This is a genomic window from Streptomyces sp. NPDC096046 (assembly GCF_040303285.1).
Lineage (GTDB): Bacteria > Actinomycetota > Actinomycetes > Streptomycetales > Streptomycetaceae > Streptomyces.
On sequence record NZ_JBEOSZ010000002.1, the window covers coordinates 48,948 to 66,007 of the forward strand.

Sequence of the window (17,060 nt, forward strand, 5' to 3'; positions counted from 1 at the left end):
GACGGGGAGAGGGGCGTTCAGGTGCGGCCGGTCCGTGCCGCTCTCGGGCGTCGGGACGGCAGGAGGCGGGGGCCTGCCGTGTAGCGGGCGCGGATGGCTTCCGGGCTGACGCCGGCGAAGTACAGCAGCTTCAGGTACTGCATGAAGGCGATCATGCGCCAGGTGCCGTGGGCGACCAGGCGGCGTGAGGAGGCCGTCGACGTCGCGGGCAGCAGGCACAGTCGGCCGCGGCGGTGCAGGCGCCGCGACATCTCCAGGTCCTCCATGATGGCCAGGTCGGGGAAGCCGCCGAGGGCGTCGAAGACGGTGCGGCGGATGAACATGGCCTGGTCGCCGAAGATGTGGTGCAGGCGGCGGGCGCGGGCGTTGGACGTCCACGCGAGGTAGTTCAGGCCGGGTGCGCGGCGGTCGAAGCGGAGGGTGAGGCCGCCTCCGACGACGACCGGGTCGGCGAGCGCGGCCCGGATCTGGCGCAGGGCGTCGGGGTCGATGGCGGTGTCGGCGTGGACGAACCACAGGATGTCGCCGGACGCGTGCCGGGCGCCCTCGTTCATCTGCTTGGCCCGGCCGCGCTCACCGGTGATCACGGTGGCGTGGGATGCGGCGAGTTCGGCGGTGGCGTCGGTGGAGCCGCCGTCGACGACGATCAGCTCGCAGTCGGGGAAGTCCCGGCACAGGCGGCTCAACGCGCTGCGGATCGTGGCCTCTTCGTTGAGCACCGGGACGATGATCGACACCTGTGTCATGGCGCCTCCCCGGGCTGGAACAGGGCGGCGACGGGGGCGGGCAGCGCGGGATCCGGCAGGAGCGCGGCGGCGTCCTCGGGGGTGTCCAGGTCCCGCAGCGCGGGCAGCAGTCCGACGCTGAGTTCTTCGCGCCGGGCGAGGGCGCGGGTCGCCACCAGGACCCGGTCCGTGCTCCAGGCGTCGGAATCGAGGGCGAAGAGCGAGGTGTGGGGCGCGCGCAGGCCGATCAGGTGGTAGCCGCCGTCGAGCGCGGGGCCCAGTGCCACGTCGTGGCTTTTCAGGGCGGTGAACGCGGTGGTCAGGTGGTCGCCGGTGAGGGTCGGCGCGTCGGTGCCGATGACCAGCAGTGGGCCCGCGCCGTCGGTGAAGGCGTCGGTGACGGCGGCGGCCAGGCGCTGTCCGAGGTCCGCCCCGCGCCGGCGGAGCACCCGGACGCCGGTGGGCACGGCCGTGCTGATGCCGTCCTCGCCGTCGGCCGGGGCGTAGGCGAGGTAGGTGCGCGGGGTGCGGGCGGCGGCCGGTTCCAGGGTGTGGCGGATGAGTTCGGCCTGGAGTTGCCCGCAGCGCCGCGGGCCCAGCAGCGGATGCAGCCGGGTCTTGACCGTGCCCGGCCGGGGAGCCTTGGCCATGACCAGGATCGCGGGGGCTCCCGTGGGGGCGGGGGTCTTCACGCGTCGAACCGGTAGACGAAACCGGCCCCGCTCAGGCTGTCCAGAGCGGGCAGCGCGTGCCCGGCCAGCGACGCGAAGACCTCCTTGCTCGCCGCCATCCGGTCCAGCAGCGCCTGCACCGGTTCCGGTTCGGCGGCGACGCCGTTGGCGTAGTCGGTGACGAAACCGACCAGCGCCATGGGCAGTTCGGCCTCCCCGGCCAGGACGGCCTCCGGGCCGGCGGTCTGGCTGACAGCACTGACCCCGGCAGCGGCCAGGGCGGCCACCTCGGGGCGTGAGTTGAACCGGGGGCCGTCGACGTGCCCGTACACGCCCCGCGTGGCGACGGGCACACCGGTCTGCTCGGCGGCGGTGATCAGCGCCTGGCGCAGCGGCTCGCTGAAGGGCCGGTCGAAGATCCAGTGGCCGCGCCCTGCCTCGCCGGGGGTGTCGTACCAGGTGCACGCGGTGCCGTCGGGCAGCCGGTTGCCGGGGAAGTACAGGTCGTCGAAGACCACCAGGGAGCCCGGCCGCAGGTTCGGGTCGAGGGAGCCGCAGACGGTGAAGGACACCACGGCCTCCGCCTTGCTCGCCAGCAGGGCGGCGAGGTTCGCCTTGTGGTCGACCTGGCTGGACAGCCGGTGGTGCCCGGAGCCGTGCCGGGACAGGTGCACGATCTCCGCGTCACCGAGGCGTCCCTCGGTGACGGTGACCACGCCGTGGTCCGTCGTGACGGTCCGCCCGACCGCCCCCTCCAGGTGCGGCCAGTCGTAGCTGCCGGAGCCGGTGATCACACCTATGCGCATGGACTACTTCTCCTTCGGTGGCGTTGCGGACGAGCGGTCGGCTGTGGTGCGGACCTCGACGATGGGCAGCAGGGTGCGCAGTTGCGCGTTCTCCGCCGGGTCGAGGACGGCGTGCTGCACGCAGGCGGGAACGACGGTGCCGTCCTCCGGGTGGGCCATGGCGTAATGGCAGGCGGCCAGCCGCTCCTGCGTCTCGCGCAGCCGGGGCTCCGTGGCCTGCTCGCCCCGCTGCATCAACTCCCAGGCCGGGGCGACGACATCGGCGTCCATGAACTGGTGCATGACGAACGAGACCGGGCGCACCCGCATCCGGTGGCGGGCCAGCCTCATCCAACCGACGCGGCGGGCGGTGCGGGCCAGCCAGCGCAGCGCCGTCACGGCGGTGGACGGGTGGCGGGCCACCACCCGAAGCACCCTGGCCGCGAGGAGGGCGGGTGGGGTGCCGGTGAAGGTCACCTTCCCGAACCAGCGGAAGAACGCGTCGCGTACGGCGAGGTCGCGCGGGTCGTCGCCGTCGAGGAACGGATACCAGCGGCGGCCGACGTAGAAGCCGTAGGCGGTGCGGTTGCAGCGCACGTCGCCGTTCTCGAAGACGTGGTAGTCCAGCCGGGTTCCGGTTCCGCGTTCGATCTCCGCCCACACCGCGTCCGGGGTCGCCTCGCGGTACCTCTCCTTCCAGCGGCGCTCGTCGCCGAGGAAGGCGGCGGGCTGGAAGGAGAACATGCCGTAGCCCATGGCGTGGCAGTCGCGGATCACGCCCGCGACCTCGTCGAGGTTGCCCGGCGTGACGGTCATGTTGTGGGCGAGGAAGAACCGCACCCCGTGCTCGCGCCGCAGACGGCGGAACATGGCGGCGAATCGGGCGCGGTACGGGTTCAACGACCTCTCACTCGGGGGGCGCTCGATGCCGCGCCGGCCGTACATGAACTTGTCGAAGTGCGCGGCGAAGGACAGCCGCCCGAACCGCCGTGTGCCGTCCGGGCCGAGCGCGAGCCGGGCGAGGTAGTGGTAGTCGAAGTCGCCGTGGGTGAAGCTCATCGGCTCCCGGCCGTGGTCCCGCATGATCGCCAGCGCGGTGGCGTGGTCGTCCGGGGTGAGCAGGCTGACCTCGCCGCCGATGAGCTGGGTGTGGGCGCGCGGACCGCGCAGCTCCCGCAGCAACCCCATCTGGGCGGTGAGCTGTTCGTGGGTGTGCGGGCCGTCGACGCGTACCTGGTTGGCGTCCCGGGAGTGGTAACAGGGGGTGCACTTGAGGTTGCACTTGGGGAAGACCCCGTGGGTGCCCTCGCAGCCGACGCCGTGCCGGCCGAGAACCTGGCCAGGGGTCCTGACCGCTTCGGGGAGTTCCGCCCAGCGGCGCTCCATGGCCGCGGCGAACCCGGGGTCGTAGGGTCGGGTGGCTCGTTCCAGGGCACGCAGTGCCGCGATGAGCCGCATCAGTGGTTCTCCCGCGGGGTTCGGGCCGCCACGGGGGCGGCTGCGGCGTGGGGCGAGGCGGGCCCGGCCCGGCGCGTTCCGCGCCACAGCAGCCCGGCGTACAGCAGCATCAGGGCGTCCTCGACGAGGACGTACCAGCGCAGCGGCTGGGCGAGGTAAGCGCCGAAGCAGCCGCAGTTGTCGAGGGCGAGTCCGCGGGCGAATGCCTGGGCGGCCGGCACCGTCCACACCGCCGCAACACCCGTGTACAGCCAGACGGGCGTGGTGGCGCGGGAGCGGGGCCGGGCGAGGAACCAGGCGGCCGTCACGGCCTCGGCGCCGATCAACGCCACGGCCAGGGCGGTCGAGGCCGCGCCGGAGGTCAGACCGTAGGCGGTCAGGATGGCGGGCATCGCGTCGAAGGAGGCGAGCTGGCCCAGCGCCATCGCCGCGAGGAGTAGGCCCAGGACGATGCGGAGGATCACCGGATCACCCTTCTGCGGAGTTTCAGCAGCGCGCCGATGGGGCCGCTGCCCCGGGCCAGACGGGTGTAGACGTCGGCCAGCGCCGTGTGCCAGGGCCCGTCGGCGTACGTGGGGTAGGGGTGCACGGTGCGCGCGTAGTCGGAGGGCGTCCAGCCCCGGCGCACCGCCGCCGCCAGGTGGGCGATGGTCTCCCCGGCCCTCGGTGACACCACGGTGGCGCCGACGATCTTCCCGTGCGGGCCCAGCACCAGGGTGGTGAAGCCCTCGCTGCGTCCGTCGGCGACCGCCCGGTCGACCCGGTCGTTCTCCAGCGTGTGCACGCGCGCGGCATCGCCGTACGTCTCGCGCGCCTCGTCGGCGGTGAGGCCGACGCGGGCGATCTCCGGATCGGTGTACGTCACCCAGGGCACCGCGCGGTAGTCGATGGGGCGGCGCACGCCGAGGAGGGCGTCGGTGGCGGCCGATCCGCCCTGGGTGCCGCCCAGGTGGGTGAAGGCCGAACGGCCGGTGACGTCGCCGGCGGCGTAGATCCGGTGGTTGGTGGTGCGCAGCCGTCCGTCGGTGCGGACATCGCCGGTGTCGGTCAGGTCGACGCCGGCCGCCTCCAGGCCGAGGCCGCACGTGTTGGCGCGGCGGCCCGTGACCGCCAGCAGCGCGTCGTACGGGAGAGGACCGCCCGGCCCGTGGACGGCACCGGCAGCGACTCGCTCCGCGCGGTAACCGGTCAGCACGGTCACACCCTCGGCCTCCAGCCTCTCCCGCAGCACCTGTGCCGCCCGGGGTTCCTCACGGGGCACCAGTCGGCCCATCGCCTCGATGAGCGTGACCTGCGAGCCGAGCCGGGCGAATGCCTGACCCAGCTCGCAGCCGATGGGCCCGCCGCCCAGCACCACCAGGCGCCGCGGCAGTTGGGACAGCTCCCAGACACTGCCGCTGGTCAGCGGCCCGGCTTCGGCCAGGCCGGGGATCGGCACCAGGGCCGGAGAGGCCCCCGTGGCGATGACGGCGTACCGGAAGGAGATCTTCCGGTCGCCCGCGGTCAGGGTTCGCGGGCCGGTGAAGGAGGCCGCCCCGGACGTGACGTCGACTCCGTACGGGGCGAGCGCCTCGGCGGAGTCGTGCGGCTCGATCGCGCCGATCGCCCGCTTCACCTCCCCCATCGCCGCCGCCAGATCGGCCGGGCCGGTCACCGGCGGGAGCCCGTAGCCGACAGCGCGGCGGGCCGCCTGGACGTCGGCGGCCACGTGCAGCAGTGCCTTGCTCGGTACGCACCCCGTCCACAGGCAGTCCCCGCCCAGCCGGTCCCGCTCGACGAGCAGCGTGCGGGCGCCGAACCGCCCGGCGGTGCGGGCCGCGGTGAGGCCGGCGCTTCCGCCGCCGATGACCACAAGGTCGTACCTGCTCATGGTGCGGCTCTCTCCGGTCGGTGGGCGGTCGTGGGACATGCGGGGAACCCGATGGCACAGCCGGATCCTTCCCCTTTCCGATCACACGATTACGGCCGGGAGGGCCGTCCGGAGTCATCTGCGCGTATCCGGCGTGGCGGAGAGGGAATGCGGGGCCTGCCCGGCAGGGTTCCCGGCGACGACGGACGCCCGGGGCGGTCCGCCGACGGCACGTCCTCCGGTGCCGCTCCCCGATCCGCCCGGTGACGGGCCAGGGCGCGGCCGTGGCGTGCGAGAGAGACGAGGGCTGGATGGACGAACCGGACTGGCGGCGCTTCATCGCCGCCTACCACCAGGCGCATCCCGGTGTCACCGAACGGTTCTTCGCCCTGGCGGACATCTCCCCGTACGCCTGGCTGGCCGATCCGCTGCGCGGCGCCCGCGGCGCGGTCCTCGACCTGGCCTGTGGTTCGGCACCCACCCGTGACGAGCTGGCGGACGCCGACTGGGTCGGGATCGACCTGTCCGCGGCAGAACTCGCCGAAGCGGCGCGCCGGGGCCGCGGGCCGCTGGTACGGGCAGGCGCGGACGCGCTCCCGTTCGGCTCCTCGAGCTTCGGGGCCGTCTGCGCGGCCATGTGTCTGCCGGTCGTCACCCCTCTGCCTCTGGTGCTCGCAGAGGTCCGGCGCGTGCTGCGGCCCGGAGGGACGCTCGCGGCGCTGGTGCCCTCCCAGTCCGGGCTCTCCCCGTCCGGCACCCTCGGCTGGCTCCGGGTGATGGCCGCCCTGCGCGCCGTACGCCAGCCGTGGCCCAACCCGCGGGCCCGCGACCAACTGGCCGCCCTGCTGCGCACCGCGGGGTTCCGCGTCCGCTCCGACGAGCTACGCGTCTTCACCCTCACCATCGCCTCGGCCGACGCGGCGGCGCTGCTGGCCGACGCCCTGTATCTGCCCGGCCTGACCGCCCACCGCGCCCAGGCCGCCAAGCGCTCCCTCACCCGGTGGGCGGTGCCGGGACGACGCCTGGAGCTGCCGCTGCGCCGCGTGGTGGCCGACCTTCCCACCGACCGACCGTCACAGGAGCCGATATGAACCCCGCCGCCACGACACCCGCAACCGAGCATCCCCCGTCCGGCACCGGTCCGGGAACCGAGACGGGCGAGACGCCGCCGCGGTCGGCACGGGCGGCATGGGTACGGCTGGCCGTCCTCATGGTCGTGCTGGCGGCGCTCGGCTCCTGGGCGGCCCTGGGGGGTGCCGACCTGCTGTACGAGATGCGCCAGTGGATCGACTCGCTCGGCCTGTGGGGGCCGGTGATCTTCGCGGTCTGCTACGCCCTGGCCGTGACGGCCCTGCTGCCCGGCTCGGTACTGACCGCGTCCGCGGGGGCACTGTTCGGAGTGCCGATGGGGACGGGCGCGGTGCTCATGGGAGCGACTGCGGGCGCGGCCCTGTCATTCGGTCTCGCCCGCTGGCTGGGGCGCCCGGTGGTGGCCCGCTACGCCGGCTCCGGGCGGCTGGCCGGGCTGGACGCCTACCTGACACGCCGGGGGTTCACGGCTGTTCTGGTGGTGCGGCTGGTGCCGCTGTTCCCGTTCTCGGTCGTCAACTACGGGGCCGGGGTGGCCGGCGTGCGCTTCTCCTCCTACGTGACCGCCACGGCCCTGGGCATCATTCCTGGCACCGTCGTCTACACCGGGCTCGGCGGCTCCCTGGGCGACCCCGGCTCACCCGGGCTGTGGATCGCGCTGGGCGCTCTGCTGGTGCTGAGCGCGGGCGGCTGGTGGGCGGCACGGTTGATCCGCTCGCGGCCCACGCAGGACGGCGCAGCCGCCGGCGGCCGGCAGACGACTCAGGGACCGCGGTGACTCCACCGTCGAGAGGGCCGGGAGGCAAGAGGGCCGGGAGGCAAGAGGGCCGGGAGGCAAGAGGGCCGGGAGGCAAGAGGGCCGGGAGGCAAGAGGGCCGGGAGGCGAGAGGGCCGGGAGGCGAGAAGGGCGCCGCTGACGTGGCGCAAGCTGCCCACCCCATCGGTGTCGGGCCTGCACGGCGGGCCGGCTGCCGTCCGGACCGCCGGGCCCGCCACGGACGGCGGCCGCAACCCGGCGGTGGCCCCAGCGGCTTCTCCTCCCGCACGCCCGCCGAGCACGTCCGTTGGCATGTCTCCTCGGACACTGGCCCGCGGCCGTCCGCGCTGCCCCCGGGACCACCCGGATCACGTGCCGGCAAACAGGGAATGACGACCATGGCACAGCGGGTTTCCGTCGCGGCCCGGCGACCCACCGGCCGGTGCGCGAGAACTCACTCATCGGGAGAGACATGACGACGATCGACGTATCCACGGACCGGCAGACGCCCGGCACGTCCATCGCGGAATCGGTTCGGGACTACTACGGGAAGATCCTCGCCTCCTCCGCGGACCTGAAAACCTCGGCCTGCTGTACGGACGTGGCGCCGGCGCCCCACATCGCCGCGGCTCTCGCCGAGGTCCACGACGAGGTCATGGAGCGTTTCTACGGCTGCGGTTCGCCGATCCCGCCCGCTCTCAAGGGCGCCACCGTACTCGATCTGGGCTGCGGCAGCGGCCGGGACGTGTACGTGCTGTCCCAGCTGGTCGGCCCCACCGGCCGGGTGATCGGCGTCGACATGACCGAGGAACAGCTCGCCGTGGCCCGCCGCCACCAGGACTGGCACGCCGAACGGTTCGGGTACGCCAACACCGACTTCCGCCACGGCTACATCGAGGACCTGACCACGGCCGGCATCCCGGACGCCTCCGTCGACGTCGTGGTCTCCAACTGCGTGGTGAACCTCTCCCCGGACAAGCCACGCGTCCTGTCCGAGATCTTCCGCGTCCTCAAACCCGGCGGCGAACTGCACTTCTCCGACATCTTCACCGACCGCCGCCTGCCCGCCGCCCTCCTCGACGACCCCGTCCTCGTCGGCGAATGCCTCGCCGGGGCCCTGTACACCGAGGACTTCCGCCGCATCCTGGACCGCGCCGGCTGCCCGGACGCCCGTACCGTGACCACCTCCCCGGTGACGATCAGCGACCCGGACATCGAGCGGAAGATCGGCTTCGCCACCTTCACCTCCCGCACCGTCCGCGCCTTCAAGCTCCCCCTGGAGGACCGCTGCGAGGACTACGGCCAGGCCGCCGTCTACCGGGGCACCGTCGCCGAGCACCCGCACGCCTTCGACCTGGACGACCACCACCGCTTCCCCACCGGCAAACCGGTGCTCGTCTGCGGCAACACCGCCGACATGCTCGCCGCCACCCGCTACGCGGACCACTTCACCGTCACCGGCGACAAGGACCGCCACTTCGGCCTGTTCCCCTGCGCCCCTGCAGACACAGCCGCCGCACCCGACACGGGCACACCGTCGGGATGCTGCTGACCAGCCGGGGCACCGGGAGGCCGTCACGACGACCGGCTCGCCGGGTGTGTCACTCAACGGCGAGACCGGTCAGGGGGCGGCGCCGTGGTCAGGTGCTGCGCGAAGCGCCGTACCCGGGCCGATGCCAGGGAGGGGGGCGTCCGCCGGGGATGGCCCCGGAGAGACGCCTTGATCAGCCGCAGCAGTTGCAGAGTGCCGCTGCATGCCCAGCAGCGGTCGATGTGGGCGGCCACCCGCATGCGGTGCGCGCCGGTGAGCTGCCCGTCGGCGTAGGCTTCCACGTCACCGCGCCATCGCACATGCCGTACCTTCTCCCGGCACTCGGCGCACCATCGCCCCGGCCCGGGTACGCGCTGCCTCTTCATGCAGCGGAAACCCCTCCAGTCGTACGCCGCATTCCAGCCTGCCCGGAGCTCCTCGCCCAGCCGTCGACCACAGCGGCACCCGAGGGGACCTCGGAACACAAGAAGACGGTAGGAGAGGGAATGCGGGTCCGGGCAGAAGGGGTTTCCGCCGTGTGGAAGACGAAGTGACAGCGCCACCGGACCCTGCGGACCCGCGAGGTCAGGCGTTCGCCGCCCACGTGCTGCCGGAGGTGGAGGTACTGCTGCGGGTGGCGGTGACGCTGACCTCCCAGCCCGCGGACGCGGAGGACCTCGTGCAGGACACCCTGCTGCGCGCGTATCGGGCCATCGACGGCTTCGACGGAAGGCACCCACGGGCCTGGCTGCTGACGATCATGCGACGGGCGGAGATCAACCGGCACCGCCGCCGCCGTCCACACCTTCTGGACGATCCGGACACCGATCTGGACCGCCTCAGCTCCACGGGCCCTGGTGGATCGGCGGAAGAGATCGTGGTGGGTGAGGCGTTCGACGAGGTGGTGGACGAGGCCCTGTGCGCGCTGCCCGACAAACACCGCCAAGTGGTGCAATTGGTGGACATCGACGGCCTCACCTATGCGGAGGCCGCCCACCTGCTGGATGTGCCCGAAGGCACCGTGATGAGCAGGCTGCACCGGGCGCGCAAACGCATACGGGCGCGGCTGGCCACGGCAGGACTGGCGCCGAAGCGAGGTGTGATGTGAAGAGGCCATGGCGACGGCGTGCGGCGGCGGAGCGCCGGATGAACTGTTTGCGGGTCGCGCGCGTGCTGCAGTCCTACCTCGACGGCGAAACGGACGAGATCACCGCGCGCCGGGTCGCCAAGCACCTGGAGGACTGCCGGCGCTGCGGGCTGGAGGCATCCGTCTACCAGGAGATCCACGACGCGCTGGCCCGCCGGGCGGAGCCCGACCGGAGAGCGGTGGAGCGGTTGCAGGCGTTCGGCGCATCGCTCCTGAGCGACCCGTCCGCCGGGGACGACGGCACAGAGCACGGTACGACGCCCCCGCCAGTCGCCTAGAGATGCCTCTGCGACAACGTGGCGGTGGGGGGCGGCAGCAGCCCCGCTCCGTTCCCGCCCGGGAGGAGTCAAGGGAGTGCGGTGGGGAACCCGCTGCGCGCTACCGCATCTCATGGGCCGCCAGTTGCGTGGCCACCACAGGATCATCTGCACAACGGAATGGGGAGAGACGCCGACCGGGTCCCCGGAGTGCGACATCCCTTGGTGGGGGCTTTCCCGCCCGCGGTGAGCCACACCGTGCGGGCGTCCTACCTCCCTTCCGACGAGAAGGTGAGCCGGCATGACGAAGAAGCGCGACGAACTCCCCTGGCCGGTCGCCGTCGACGACCTCGACGGCACGCTGCACCGCCCCGCGGGCACCAGGGCCACATGGTGCCGATGCTCCGCGGCGTCGCCGAAATGGACCGCATGCTGCCCCTCTCCGGACCCATCCGCGCGCGACGTCCGCAAGGCGGCGCCTCCCATGCACGCGATGACACGGGTGACGGGCCTGATGAAACACCACCGCGGGCACGTGCCCGCCTGACACCTCCACGAAAGGCGAGGATGCGATGGACCGGGAACGAAGCGGGGTCTCCGCCCGGCAGGCGCGCCCCCGGCCGGGCATCGGGCGGCCTTCCTCCGCCGCAGCCGAACGCATCAGCGACGATCTGCGCCTCGGCACAGGGGACTTCCTCGAACAGCGCCGGCTCGTCGACGCCCTGAACGCGGGGGCGACAGCCGCGTACGTGATGGTCGCGCTGTACCAGTTCGGACTGGTGAGGAGGCTGCCCGAACCGCCTCTGCCCGGAGTCGACGCCGAGCGTGTCGACGCCAGCGGGGAGGCGTACGCGCTCCTGCGCACCCCTGATGCGGCGCTGGGCCTGACCAGTGCCGGCATGACGTCAACACGGCCTTGGGCGGGAGGCGGTCGATGAGGGCCCCGACGGCGAGGGTGGCGAGCAGGGCGGCGGCGGTCTGTGGCAGGAAGTTGGCGGCGGCCTCGGCCGCGGTCAGACCGCGGTCGCCGAGCAGGGCCGCCTGGTGGAACATTCTCCCGAGCCCGGCCCGCGCACGGAAAGACCGCCCTCCCCCGCTGCGTCCGTGGGCGGGGAAGGGCGGCCGGGCCGGTCAGTGGCTGCCGGTCTGGATCAGTGGCTGCCGGTCAGCTGGCCGGCGAGGCGATCGTGCATGTCGGCGCTGGGCTTGTTCAGGCCGATGATGGTCACCTTCTTGCCCCGCTGGGCGTACTTGGTCTCGACGGCGTCCAGGGCGGCGACGGAGGAGGCGTCCCAGATGTGGGCGGCGGAGAGGTCTATGACCACGTCGTCCGGGTCGTCCTTGTAGTTGAACTGGTAGACGAGGTCGTTGGAGGAGGCGAAGAACAGCTCGCCGGTGACCGCGTAGACGACCTGGTTGCCGTCGGGGTCGACCACACCGGAGACGTTCACCAGATGCGCGACCCGCTTGGCGAAGACGACCATCGCGGTGATGCAGCCGACCACGACGCCGATGGCCAGGTTGTGGGTGGCGACCACGCAGGCGACGGTGACGACCATGACGGTCATCTCGCCGAGCGGCATCCGTTTGACGGTCTTCGGGGCGATGGAGTGCCAGTCGAAGGTCGCGAACGACACCATGATCATGACGGCGACCAGGGCGGCCATGGGAATGTCGGAGACGACCGGGCCGAAGACGATGCACAGCACCATCAGGAAGGAGCCCGCCAGGAAGGTCGACAGGCGCGTGCGCGCGCCGGACACCTTCACGTTGATCATCGTCTGGCCGATCATCGCGCAGCCGCCCATGCCGCCGAAGAAGCCCGTGACGATGTTGGCGACTCCCTGGCCGATCGACTCGCGGGTCTTGCCCGAGTGGGTGTCGGTGATGTCGTCGACCAGCTTGGCCGTCATCAGCGACTCCATCAGACCCACCAGCGCCATCGCGAAGGCGTACGGGGCGATGGTGGTCAGCGTGTCCATCGTGAAGGGCACGTCGGGCAGGCCCGGCACGGGCAGCGAGGAGGGCAGCGCGCCCTTGTCGCCGACGGTCGGCACCGCGATCGCGGCCGCCACGGTGATGACGGTCAGGACGACGATGGAGACCAGCGGGGCCGGGATCACCTTGGTGACCTTCGGGAAGAACACCATCAGGGCGAGACCGCCGATGACGAGCGGGTAGACCATCCACGGCACGTCGTGCAGCTCCGGAACCTGTGCCATGAAGATCAGGATGGCGAGCGCGTTGACGAAGCCGACCATGACGCTGCGCGGCACGAACCGCATGAGCTTGGCCACACCCAGCGCGCCCAGGATCACCTGGAAGACGCCGGCGAGGATGACGGTCGCGATCAGATAGCCGAGACCGTACTCGTGGTTGAGCGGGGCGATGACCAGGGCGATCGCGCCGGTCGCGGCGGAGATCATGGCCTTGCGTCCGCCCACCACCGAGATGACGACGGCCATCGTGAAGGAGGCGAACAGACCGACCGCCGGGTCGACACCGGCGATGATGGAGAAGGAGATCGCCTCGGGGATGAGGGCCAGGGCGACGACCAGGCCGGCCAGCACCTCGGTGCGGAAGACCTTCGGGGAGTCGAGCCAGTCGGGCTTGGACAGGCGCAACTTCGGGGCTGCGGACAGCGGTGAGGACATGCAACCGTTTCTGTTTCAGGTGTGCATCCATGCCGTCGGACGCACAGCGTCGTACTGATTCCGGGTGTCGGGGATCCCCGGCGGCTGGGCTCCGCGCCAGGGGAGCCGAGTACCGGACAGAATGGCAACCTCTGGTTGCCGGTCGAGCATCGTTGCCCGGGAAGTCTTCGGAGCCGTCCGGGGCCGATCGGGCCCGCTCTACGGCAGGATCGCCTCTACCGTGGACTGGACGGCACAGGCGAACACGTCAACACTCTACCCTGACGTGACGAGAGAGTGCGAACGCTGACTTGTGAATAGCAGGCAACCCCCCGCCAAAATCCTGTGATTGATGTCACGTAGACTAATTCACTTCACAGTTCTGAAACCTGGATGGATGACAAAGGGAGAGGCTCGGCGATGAGCGAGCGGCAGATGCAGATCGGCGAGGTGGCCGAGCGGACCGGTTTGTCGCTGCGCACGATCCGCCACTACGAGGAAGTGGGCCTGGTGATCCCCTCGGCCCGCAGCAAGGGCGGCTTCCGGCTGTACACCGAGTCCGACGTCCAGCGCCTGATGGTGATCCGCCGCATGAAGCCGCTGGACTTCTCCCTGGAGGAGATGCGCGACCTGCTGGACATCACCGACCGCCTCGCCGCCACGGACGATCCGCCCGCAGGCCAGGAACTGGAGCGCCTGCGGGAGCGACTGGACTCCTACCGGAAGGTGACCGACGCCCGTTGCGAGACGCTGCGGGCCCGCCTGGAGATGGCCGAGGACTTCGCCGCCACTCTCCGCCGCCGCCTGCAAGCGAACGCCCGCACGGGCGCGTGAATCACTCGTCGGCCGCCGCATCGTCTGCGCTGGCGGCGTCGACCTGAGGGCAGACCAGGTGTGACCTGGGCCGGGAACCGGTCAGGGCAGGTGTCCCTGGTCCGGCCCGCGCGCGGAGGACCGCCCCCCTCGGGCACTGCGTGGCTCGCGCGAGGGGGCGGCCGGTCTCAGTGGCCGGCGGTGAGCCGGCCGGCCGGCTTGTCGTGCATCTCGGCACTGGGCTTGATCAGGCCCACGATGGTGACCTTCTTGCCCCGCTGTGCGCACTTGGTCTCGATCGCGTCCAACGCCGCCACTGACGAGGCGTCCCAGATGTGGGCGTCGGTCAGGTCTATGACCACGTCGTCCGGGTCGCCCTTGTAGTCGAACCGGTAGACGAGGTCGTTGGAGGAGGCGAAGAACAGCTCGCCGGTGACCGCGTAGACGGCCTGGTTGCCGTCGGGGTCGACGACCCCGGAGACCTCGGCGAGGTGGGCGACCCGCTTGGCGAAGATCACCATCGCCACGAGGCAGCCGAGCACGACGCCGATGGCGAGGTTGTGGGTGGTGACCACGCAGGCGACGGTGACGGCCATGACGGTGGTCGCCCGGGTCCATTCCACAGCCTCCCAGGAGTGCGCCACCGCGAACAGGACGATCAGCAGGTACTTCGCGTTGTCGAGGAACACGTCCCGCTCCCCGACCGGCTCGGCGTCTCCGCTCCTCAGCGTGCGTGGATCGGGCGGCTTGGAGACGGCGCTCTGCGGTTCGTGCGGCAAGACTCTCCCTTCTCGTGAGGGAAGTGCGGGGAAGCGAGACCCGACCGAAGAGGCACGGCAGACCGGCGAGCAACAGGCCAGACATACACGCCCCGGTCTACGGGACCAAGAGGCCGCCTGCGGGGGCCCGAACAGCCACCGTAACAGGCGCTTTACCTTCCCTTTGCCGAGAGGTGGTGAAAATCAATCCGCACCCCGTTCACGGGATCGAAGGCCGCTGGTCACCGGCCCGACCGCAGCAACAGGCACCCGCGTCTCTTCCGTTACGTGAGATTTTACACAGGCGCCACCTCAGTCGTGGGCGGCGATGAGGTGGTCGAGCCGGGCGTCGGGGAACTCCCTCTCGAAGGAGCCCGCCTGCCAGCGGTCGGGGAAGAGGGCGAGCTGCGCCTTGTCCCGGATGCGGGTCAGAGCCTCGCCCTTGACGAGGCGGGAGCGGTTGAGGGCTTCCGCCCCGGCGGTGTCGGTGGCGCGCGCCAGGTGGTAGGGCAGTGTTTCCAGTCGCACGGCGGCGGAGAACTCCCCGGCCATCCGAGCACTGACGACGTCGAACTGCATGGGCCCCACGGCCGCGAGCACCGGTGCCTGGTCGCCTCGCAGATCGGAGACCAGGACCTGGACGACACCCTCCTCGTCCAACTGCGCGATACCGCGCCGGAACTGTTTGGACCGGCCGAGGTCGACCGGGCGGGCCACCGCGAAGTGCTCGGGCGCGAAGGTGGGCATCGGCGGGAACACCGCCGCCTGTTCGGCATAGAGGGTGTCGCCGACGCGCAGCGCGGTGGCGTTGACGAGGCCGACGACGTCGCCGGGGTAGGCGATGTCGACCATGGAGCGGTCCTGGCCGAAGACGCTGTGCGCGTATTTGGTGGCGAACGGCTTGCCGGAGGCGGCGCGGGTGACGGTCATCCCGCGCTCGAAGACCCCCGAGCACACCCGCATGAACGCGATCCGGTCCCGGTGGGCGGGGTCCATGTTGGCCTGCACCTTGAACACCAGCCCCGAGAACGGCGCGTCCACCGGCCTGACTCCGCCGCCCTCCAGCTCCCGCGGCCCGGGCGGCGGGGCGAGGTCGACGATCGCGTCCAGTACCTGCCGTACTCCTGTGTTGGAGATCGCCGCACCGAAGAACACCGGCGTGCCCCGGCCCGCCAGGAACTCTTCCTGATCATGTACGGCACCGTCGACCTGAAGGAGATCGAGCTCCTCCACCGCTTTTCCCCAGTCCGCGCCGTCCTCCAGAGCCGCCCGTTCAGCCGAGACGGGCTCCTCTATGGCTTCGTGGGCCCCGCCGGGGGTGCGGGTGTAGCGCAGCATCTGCCCCGGCCTGCGTACATCGATCAGTCCGCGCAGGTATCCGGCGTCCCCGACGGGCCAGGTGACGGGGGTGGGCTTGAGGCGGAACTCGCGCTCGATCTCGTCCAGCAGTTCCAGCGCCTCACGGCCGGGCCGGTCCCACTTGTTGACGAACGTGATGACCGGGATGCCGCGATGCCGGCAGACGTCGAAGAGCTTGCGGGTCTGCTCCTCCAGGCCCTTGGCGGCGTCGATGAGCATCACCGCGCAGTCGACCGCCGCCAGCACCCGGTAGGTGTCCTCGGAGAAGTCGGCGTGGCCGGGGGTGTCCAGCAGGTTCAGCACACATCCCCGGTGGGCGAACTGCAGCACCGCGGAGGTGACCGAGATACCACGGGCCTTCTCCATCTCCATCCAGTCCGAGGCCACCGAGCGCCGCCCGGCCTTGCCGTGCACCGCGCCCGCCTCGGCGATGGCGTGGGCGTGCAGGGCGAGGGCCTCGGTCAGGGTGGACTTGCCCGCGTCGGGGTGGCTGATCACGGCGAACGTCCGTCGGCGGGCCGCCTCCGAGGCTGCCCACTCACTGCCCGCGCTCATCGCACCGCCTCCGCGTCCGCCGTGTTCCCGGCCTCCACGAGCCGAGCCAGATGGCCGTGCAGGGAGCGGGTGAAGTCTTCCGCCTCGATCAGTTGCCGCCGCAGGTCCTCGCACCGCGCGTCGGCCTCTACCCAGTACTTGCGCAACCGTGCCACCAGTTCCTCGTGTGCCTGCTCATCGCTCGCCGGCAACGGGGCTCCGCCGGGGAGCCGCTCCAGCAGCTCCAGCAGGTCACGCACGTCCTCCCGGCAGAAGCCCAGCGGCCGCATCCGCCGCACCAGCGCCAAGCGGCGCACCTCGGCCTCGGTGGAGAGGCGAAAGCCACCCGCACTACGCTCGCTGGAAGCCACCACACCGATGTCCTCGCAGTGGCGGATCGTGCGCAGGGACAGCCCCGTGCGCTCGGACACCTCACCGATCTGCATCAGCCCTCCGGTCACGGCCTCACCGCCTCGCCTCGTCGCCCGGCGCCCTTGCCGGACCACAAACCTACCCTCTCGTTACGATAGGTTTGCAAGTGAGTGTGGACGCGACGGCCGCACCACCCTGACCGCCGCCGTCGTTCACGGCAGCGTCACCCACTCCCCTTCGGGGTGACGCTGTCCACCCCTCGTCCCGGCCGCAGGCAACCGGCCTGACGTCGCGCCTGCACCCCCCTGGAGTCAGCACCATC

Annotated in this window: 18 protein-coding genes and 1 pseudogene; 8 read left to right on the forward strand and 11 right to left on the reverse strand. The window is 71.6% G+C overall.

All coding sequences use genetic code 11. The features are described from left to right. Positions 1-17: 17 nt before the first annotated feature. From ABTX62_RS02615 to ABTX62_RS02640, 6 genes are read right to left on the reverse strand one after another with little or no spacing between them, the layout of a single operon-like run. A complete protein-coding gene (locus ABTX62_RS02615) occupies positions 18-746 on the reverse strand; it encodes a TIGR04283 family arsenosugar biosynthesis glycosyltransferase (RefSeq protein ID WP_352114456.1) in 729 nt (242 codons plus the stop codon). Beyond that, complete coding sequence (locus ABTX62_RS02620) at positions 743-1,417, reverse strand: TIGR04282 family arsenosugar biosynthesis glycosyltransferase (protein WP_352114457.1); 675 nt, start codon at positions 1,415-1,417, stop codon at positions 743-745. Before ABTX62_RS02620 ends, ABTX62_RS02615 begins: the two co-directional genes overlap by 4 nt. Continuing rightward, a complete protein-coding gene (locus tag ABTX62_RS02625) occupies positions 1,414-2,202 on the reverse strand; it encodes an MTAP family purine nucleoside phosphorylase (protein WP_352114458.1) in 789 nt (262 codons plus the stop codon). The genes ABTX62_RS02620 and ABTX62_RS02625 overlap by 4 nt, the downstream gene beginning before the upstream one ends. A 3-nt stretch (positions 2,203-2,205) precedes the next feature. Further along, positions 2,206-3,639: a radical SAM domain-containing protein gene (locus tag ABTX62_RS02630; RefSeq protein WP_352114459.1), complete on the reverse strand. Its 1,434-nt coding sequence runs from the start codon at positions 3,637-3,639 to the stop codon at positions 2,206-2,208. Then, entirely contained in the window at positions 3,639-4,103 is a 465-nt protein-coding gene (locus tag ABTX62_RS02635) for a MauE/DoxX family redox-associated membrane protein (RefSeq protein ID WP_352114460.1), read from the reverse strand. The genes ABTX62_RS02630 and ABTX62_RS02635 overlap by 1 nt, the downstream gene beginning before the upstream one ends. Further along, positions 4,100-5,509, reverse strand: a complete 1,410-nt coding sequence (locus tag ABTX62_RS02640; protein WP_352114461.1) for a dihydrolipoyl dehydrogenase family protein — start codon at positions 5,507-5,509, stop codon at positions 4,100-4,102. The genes ABTX62_RS02635 and ABTX62_RS02640 overlap by 4 nt, the downstream gene beginning before the upstream one ends. 263 nt (positions 5,510-5,772) lie before the next feature. Between ABTX62_RS02640 and ABTX62_RS02645 the strand changes: the two genes are divergently transcribed. From ABTX62_RS02645 to ABTX62_RS02655, 3 genes are all read left to right on the forward strand, one after another. Next, positions 5,773-6,579: a class I SAM-dependent methyltransferase gene (locus ABTX62_RS02645; RefSeq protein ID WP_352114462.1), complete on the forward strand. Its 807-nt coding sequence runs from the start codon at positions 5,773-5,775 to the stop codon at positions 6,577-6,579. Continuing rightward, the gene (locus tag ABTX62_RS02650) at positions 6,576-7,355 is read left to right on the forward strand and encodes a TVP38/TMEM64 family protein (protein ID WP_352114463.1); all 780 of its coding nucleotides are present in this window, start codon (positions 6,576-6,578) and stop codon (positions 7,353-7,355) included. The genes ABTX62_RS02645 and ABTX62_RS02650 overlap by 4 nt, the downstream gene beginning before the upstream one ends. 451 nt (positions 7,356-7,806) lie before the next feature. Continuing rightward, positions 7,807-8,886 (forward strand): methyltransferase domain-containing protein, encoded by a 1,080-nt coding sequence (locus ABTX62_RS02655; protein ID WP_352114464.1) that lies wholly within the window; start codon positions 7,807-7,809, stop codon positions 8,884-8,886. A gap of 53 nt (positions 8,887-8,939) precedes the next feature. Here the strand turns inward: ABTX62_RS02655 and ABTX62_RS02660 are convergent, their stop codons facing one another. Further along, entirely contained in the window at positions 8,940-9,251 is a 312-nt protein-coding gene (locus ABTX62_RS02660; RefSeq protein WP_352114465.1) for an anti-sigma factor family protein, read from the reverse strand. Positions 9,252-9,415: 164 nt separating this feature from the next. On the opposite strand from ABTX62_RS02660, the gene ABTX62_RS02665 reads away from it, so the two are divergent. The 4 genes from ABTX62_RS02665 (at position 9,416) to ABTX62_RS02680 (ending at position 11,207) form a co-directional block, all read left to right on the forward strand. Continuing rightward, entirely contained in the window at positions 9,416-9,973 is a 558-nt protein-coding gene (locus ABTX62_RS02665) for an RNA polymerase sigma factor (protein WP_352114466.1), read from the forward strand. Between the two features lie 38 nt (positions 9,974-10,011). Continuing rightward, a complete protein-coding gene (locus ABTX62_RS02670; protein WP_352114467.1) occupies positions 10,012-10,290 on the forward strand; it encodes an anti-sigma factor family protein in 279 nt (92 codons plus the stop codon). Between the two features lie 280 nt (positions 10,291-10,570). Then, positions 10,571-10,816 carry a hypothetical protein gene (locus tag ABTX62_RS02675; RefSeq protein ID WP_352114468.1) on the forward strand — a complete coding sequence of 82 codons (246 nt, stop codon included), beginning with the start codon at positions 10,571-10,573 and terminating at the stop codon, positions 10,814-10,816. 25 nt (positions 10,817-10,841) lie between these two features. Next, the gene (locus ABTX62_RS02680) at positions 10,842-11,207 is read left to right on the forward strand and encodes a hypothetical protein (protein ID WP_352114469.1); all 366 of its coding nucleotides are present in this window, start codon (positions 10,842-10,844) and stop codon (positions 11,205-11,207) included. A gap of 213 nt (positions 11,208-11,420) precedes the next feature. Here the strand turns inward: ABTX62_RS02680 and ABTX62_RS02685 are convergent, their stop codons facing one another. Continuing rightward, a complete protein-coding gene (locus ABTX62_RS02685) occupies positions 11,421-12,923 on the reverse strand; it encodes a SulP family inorganic anion transporter (protein ID WP_352114470.1) in 1,503 nt (500 codons plus the stop codon). A gap of 399 nt (positions 12,924-13,322) precedes the next feature. On the opposite strand from ABTX62_RS02685, the gene ABTX62_RS02690 reads away from it, so the two are divergent. Further along, positions 13,323-13,736: a MerR family transcriptional regulator gene (locus ABTX62_RS02690; protein ID WP_352114471.1), complete on the forward strand. Its 414-nt coding sequence runs from the start codon at positions 13,323-13,325 to the stop codon at positions 13,734-13,736. Between the two features lie 167 nt (positions 13,737-13,903). On the opposite strand, the pseudogene ABTX62_RS02695 reads toward ABTX62_RS02690, so the two are convergent. From ABTX62_RS02695 to ABTX62_RS02705, 3 genes and pseudogenes are all read right to left on the reverse strand, one after another. Further along, positions 13,904-14,317: pseudogene (locus tag ABTX62_RS02695) on the reverse strand (STAS domain-containing protein); the annotation flags it as partial. A gap of 468 nt (positions 14,318-14,785) precedes the next feature. Next, positions 14,786-16,387: a peptide chain release factor 3 gene (locus ABTX62_RS02700; RefSeq protein ID WP_352114472.1), complete on the reverse strand. Its 1,602-nt coding sequence runs from the start codon at positions 16,385-16,387 to the stop codon at positions 14,786-14,788. Beyond that, positions 16,384-16,812 (reverse strand): MerR family DNA-binding transcriptional regulator, encoded by a 429-nt coding sequence (locus tag ABTX62_RS02705; protein ID WP_502997897.1) that lies wholly within the window; start codon positions 16,810-16,812, stop codon positions 16,384-16,386. The genes ABTX62_RS02700 and ABTX62_RS02705 overlap by 4 nt, the downstream gene beginning before the upstream one ends. Positions 16,813-17,060 lie beyond the last annotated feature (248 nt).

Bases quoted from the DNA above. Each gene is read 5' to 3' on its own strand.
- ABTX62_RS02630 (WP_352114459.1), bottom strand. From the start codon at position 3,639: ATGCGGCTCATCGCGGCACTGCGTGCCCTGGAACGAGCCACCCGACCC.
- ABTX62_RS02655 (WP_352114464.1), top strand. From the start codon at position 7,807: ATGACGACGATCGACGTATCCACGGACCGGCAGACGCCCGGCACGTCC.
- ABTX62_RS02670 (WP_352114467.1), top strand. From the start codon at position 10,012: ATGAACTGTTTGCGGGTCGCGCGCGTGCTGCAGTCCTACCTCGACGGC.
- ABTX62_RS02625 (WP_352114458.1), bottom strand. From the start codon at position 2,202: ATGCGCATAGGTGTGATCACCGGCTCCGGCAGCTACGACTGGCCGCAC.
- ABTX62_RS02640 (WP_352114461.1), bottom strand. From the start codon at position 5,509: ATGAGCAGGTACGACCTTGTGGTCATCGGCGGCGGAAGCGCCGGCCTC.
- ABTX62_RS02615 (WP_352114456.1), bottom strand. From the start codon at position 746: ATGACACAGGTGTCGATCATCGTCCCGGTGCTCAACGAAGAGGCCACG.
- ABTX62_RS02690 (WP_352114471.1), top strand. From the start codon at position 13,323: ATGAGCGAGCGGCAGATGCAGATCGGCGAGGTGGCCGAGCGGACCGGT.
- ABTX62_RS02650 (WP_352114463.1), top strand. From the start codon at position 6,576: ATGAACCCCGCCGCCACGACACCCGCAACCGAGCATCCCCCGTCCGGC.
- ABTX62_RS02705 (WP_502997897.1), bottom strand. From the start codon at position 16,812: ATGCAGATCGGTGAGGTGTCCGAGCGCACGGGGCTGTCCCTGCGCACG.
- ABTX62_RS02675 (WP_352114468.1), top strand. From the start codon at position 10,571: ATGACGAAGAAGCGCGACGAACTCCCCTGGCCGGTCGCCGTCGACGAC.
- ABTX62_RS02660 (WP_352114465.1), bottom strand. From the start codon at position 9,251: ATGAAGAGGCAGCGCGTACCCGGGCCGGGGCGATGGTGCGCCGAGTGC.
- ABTX62_RS02700 (WP_352114472.1), bottom strand. From the start codon at position 16,387: ATGAGCGCGGGCAGTGAGTGGGCAGCCTCGGAGGCGGCCCGCCGACGG.
- ABTX62_RS02685 (WP_352114470.1), bottom strand. From the start codon at position 12,923: ATGTCCTCACCGCTGTCCGCAGCCCCGAAGTTGCGCCTGTCCAAGCCC.
- ABTX62_RS02680 (WP_352114469.1), top strand. From the start codon at position 10,842: ATGGACCGGGAACGAAGCGGGGTCTCCGCCCGGCAGGCGCGCCCCCGG.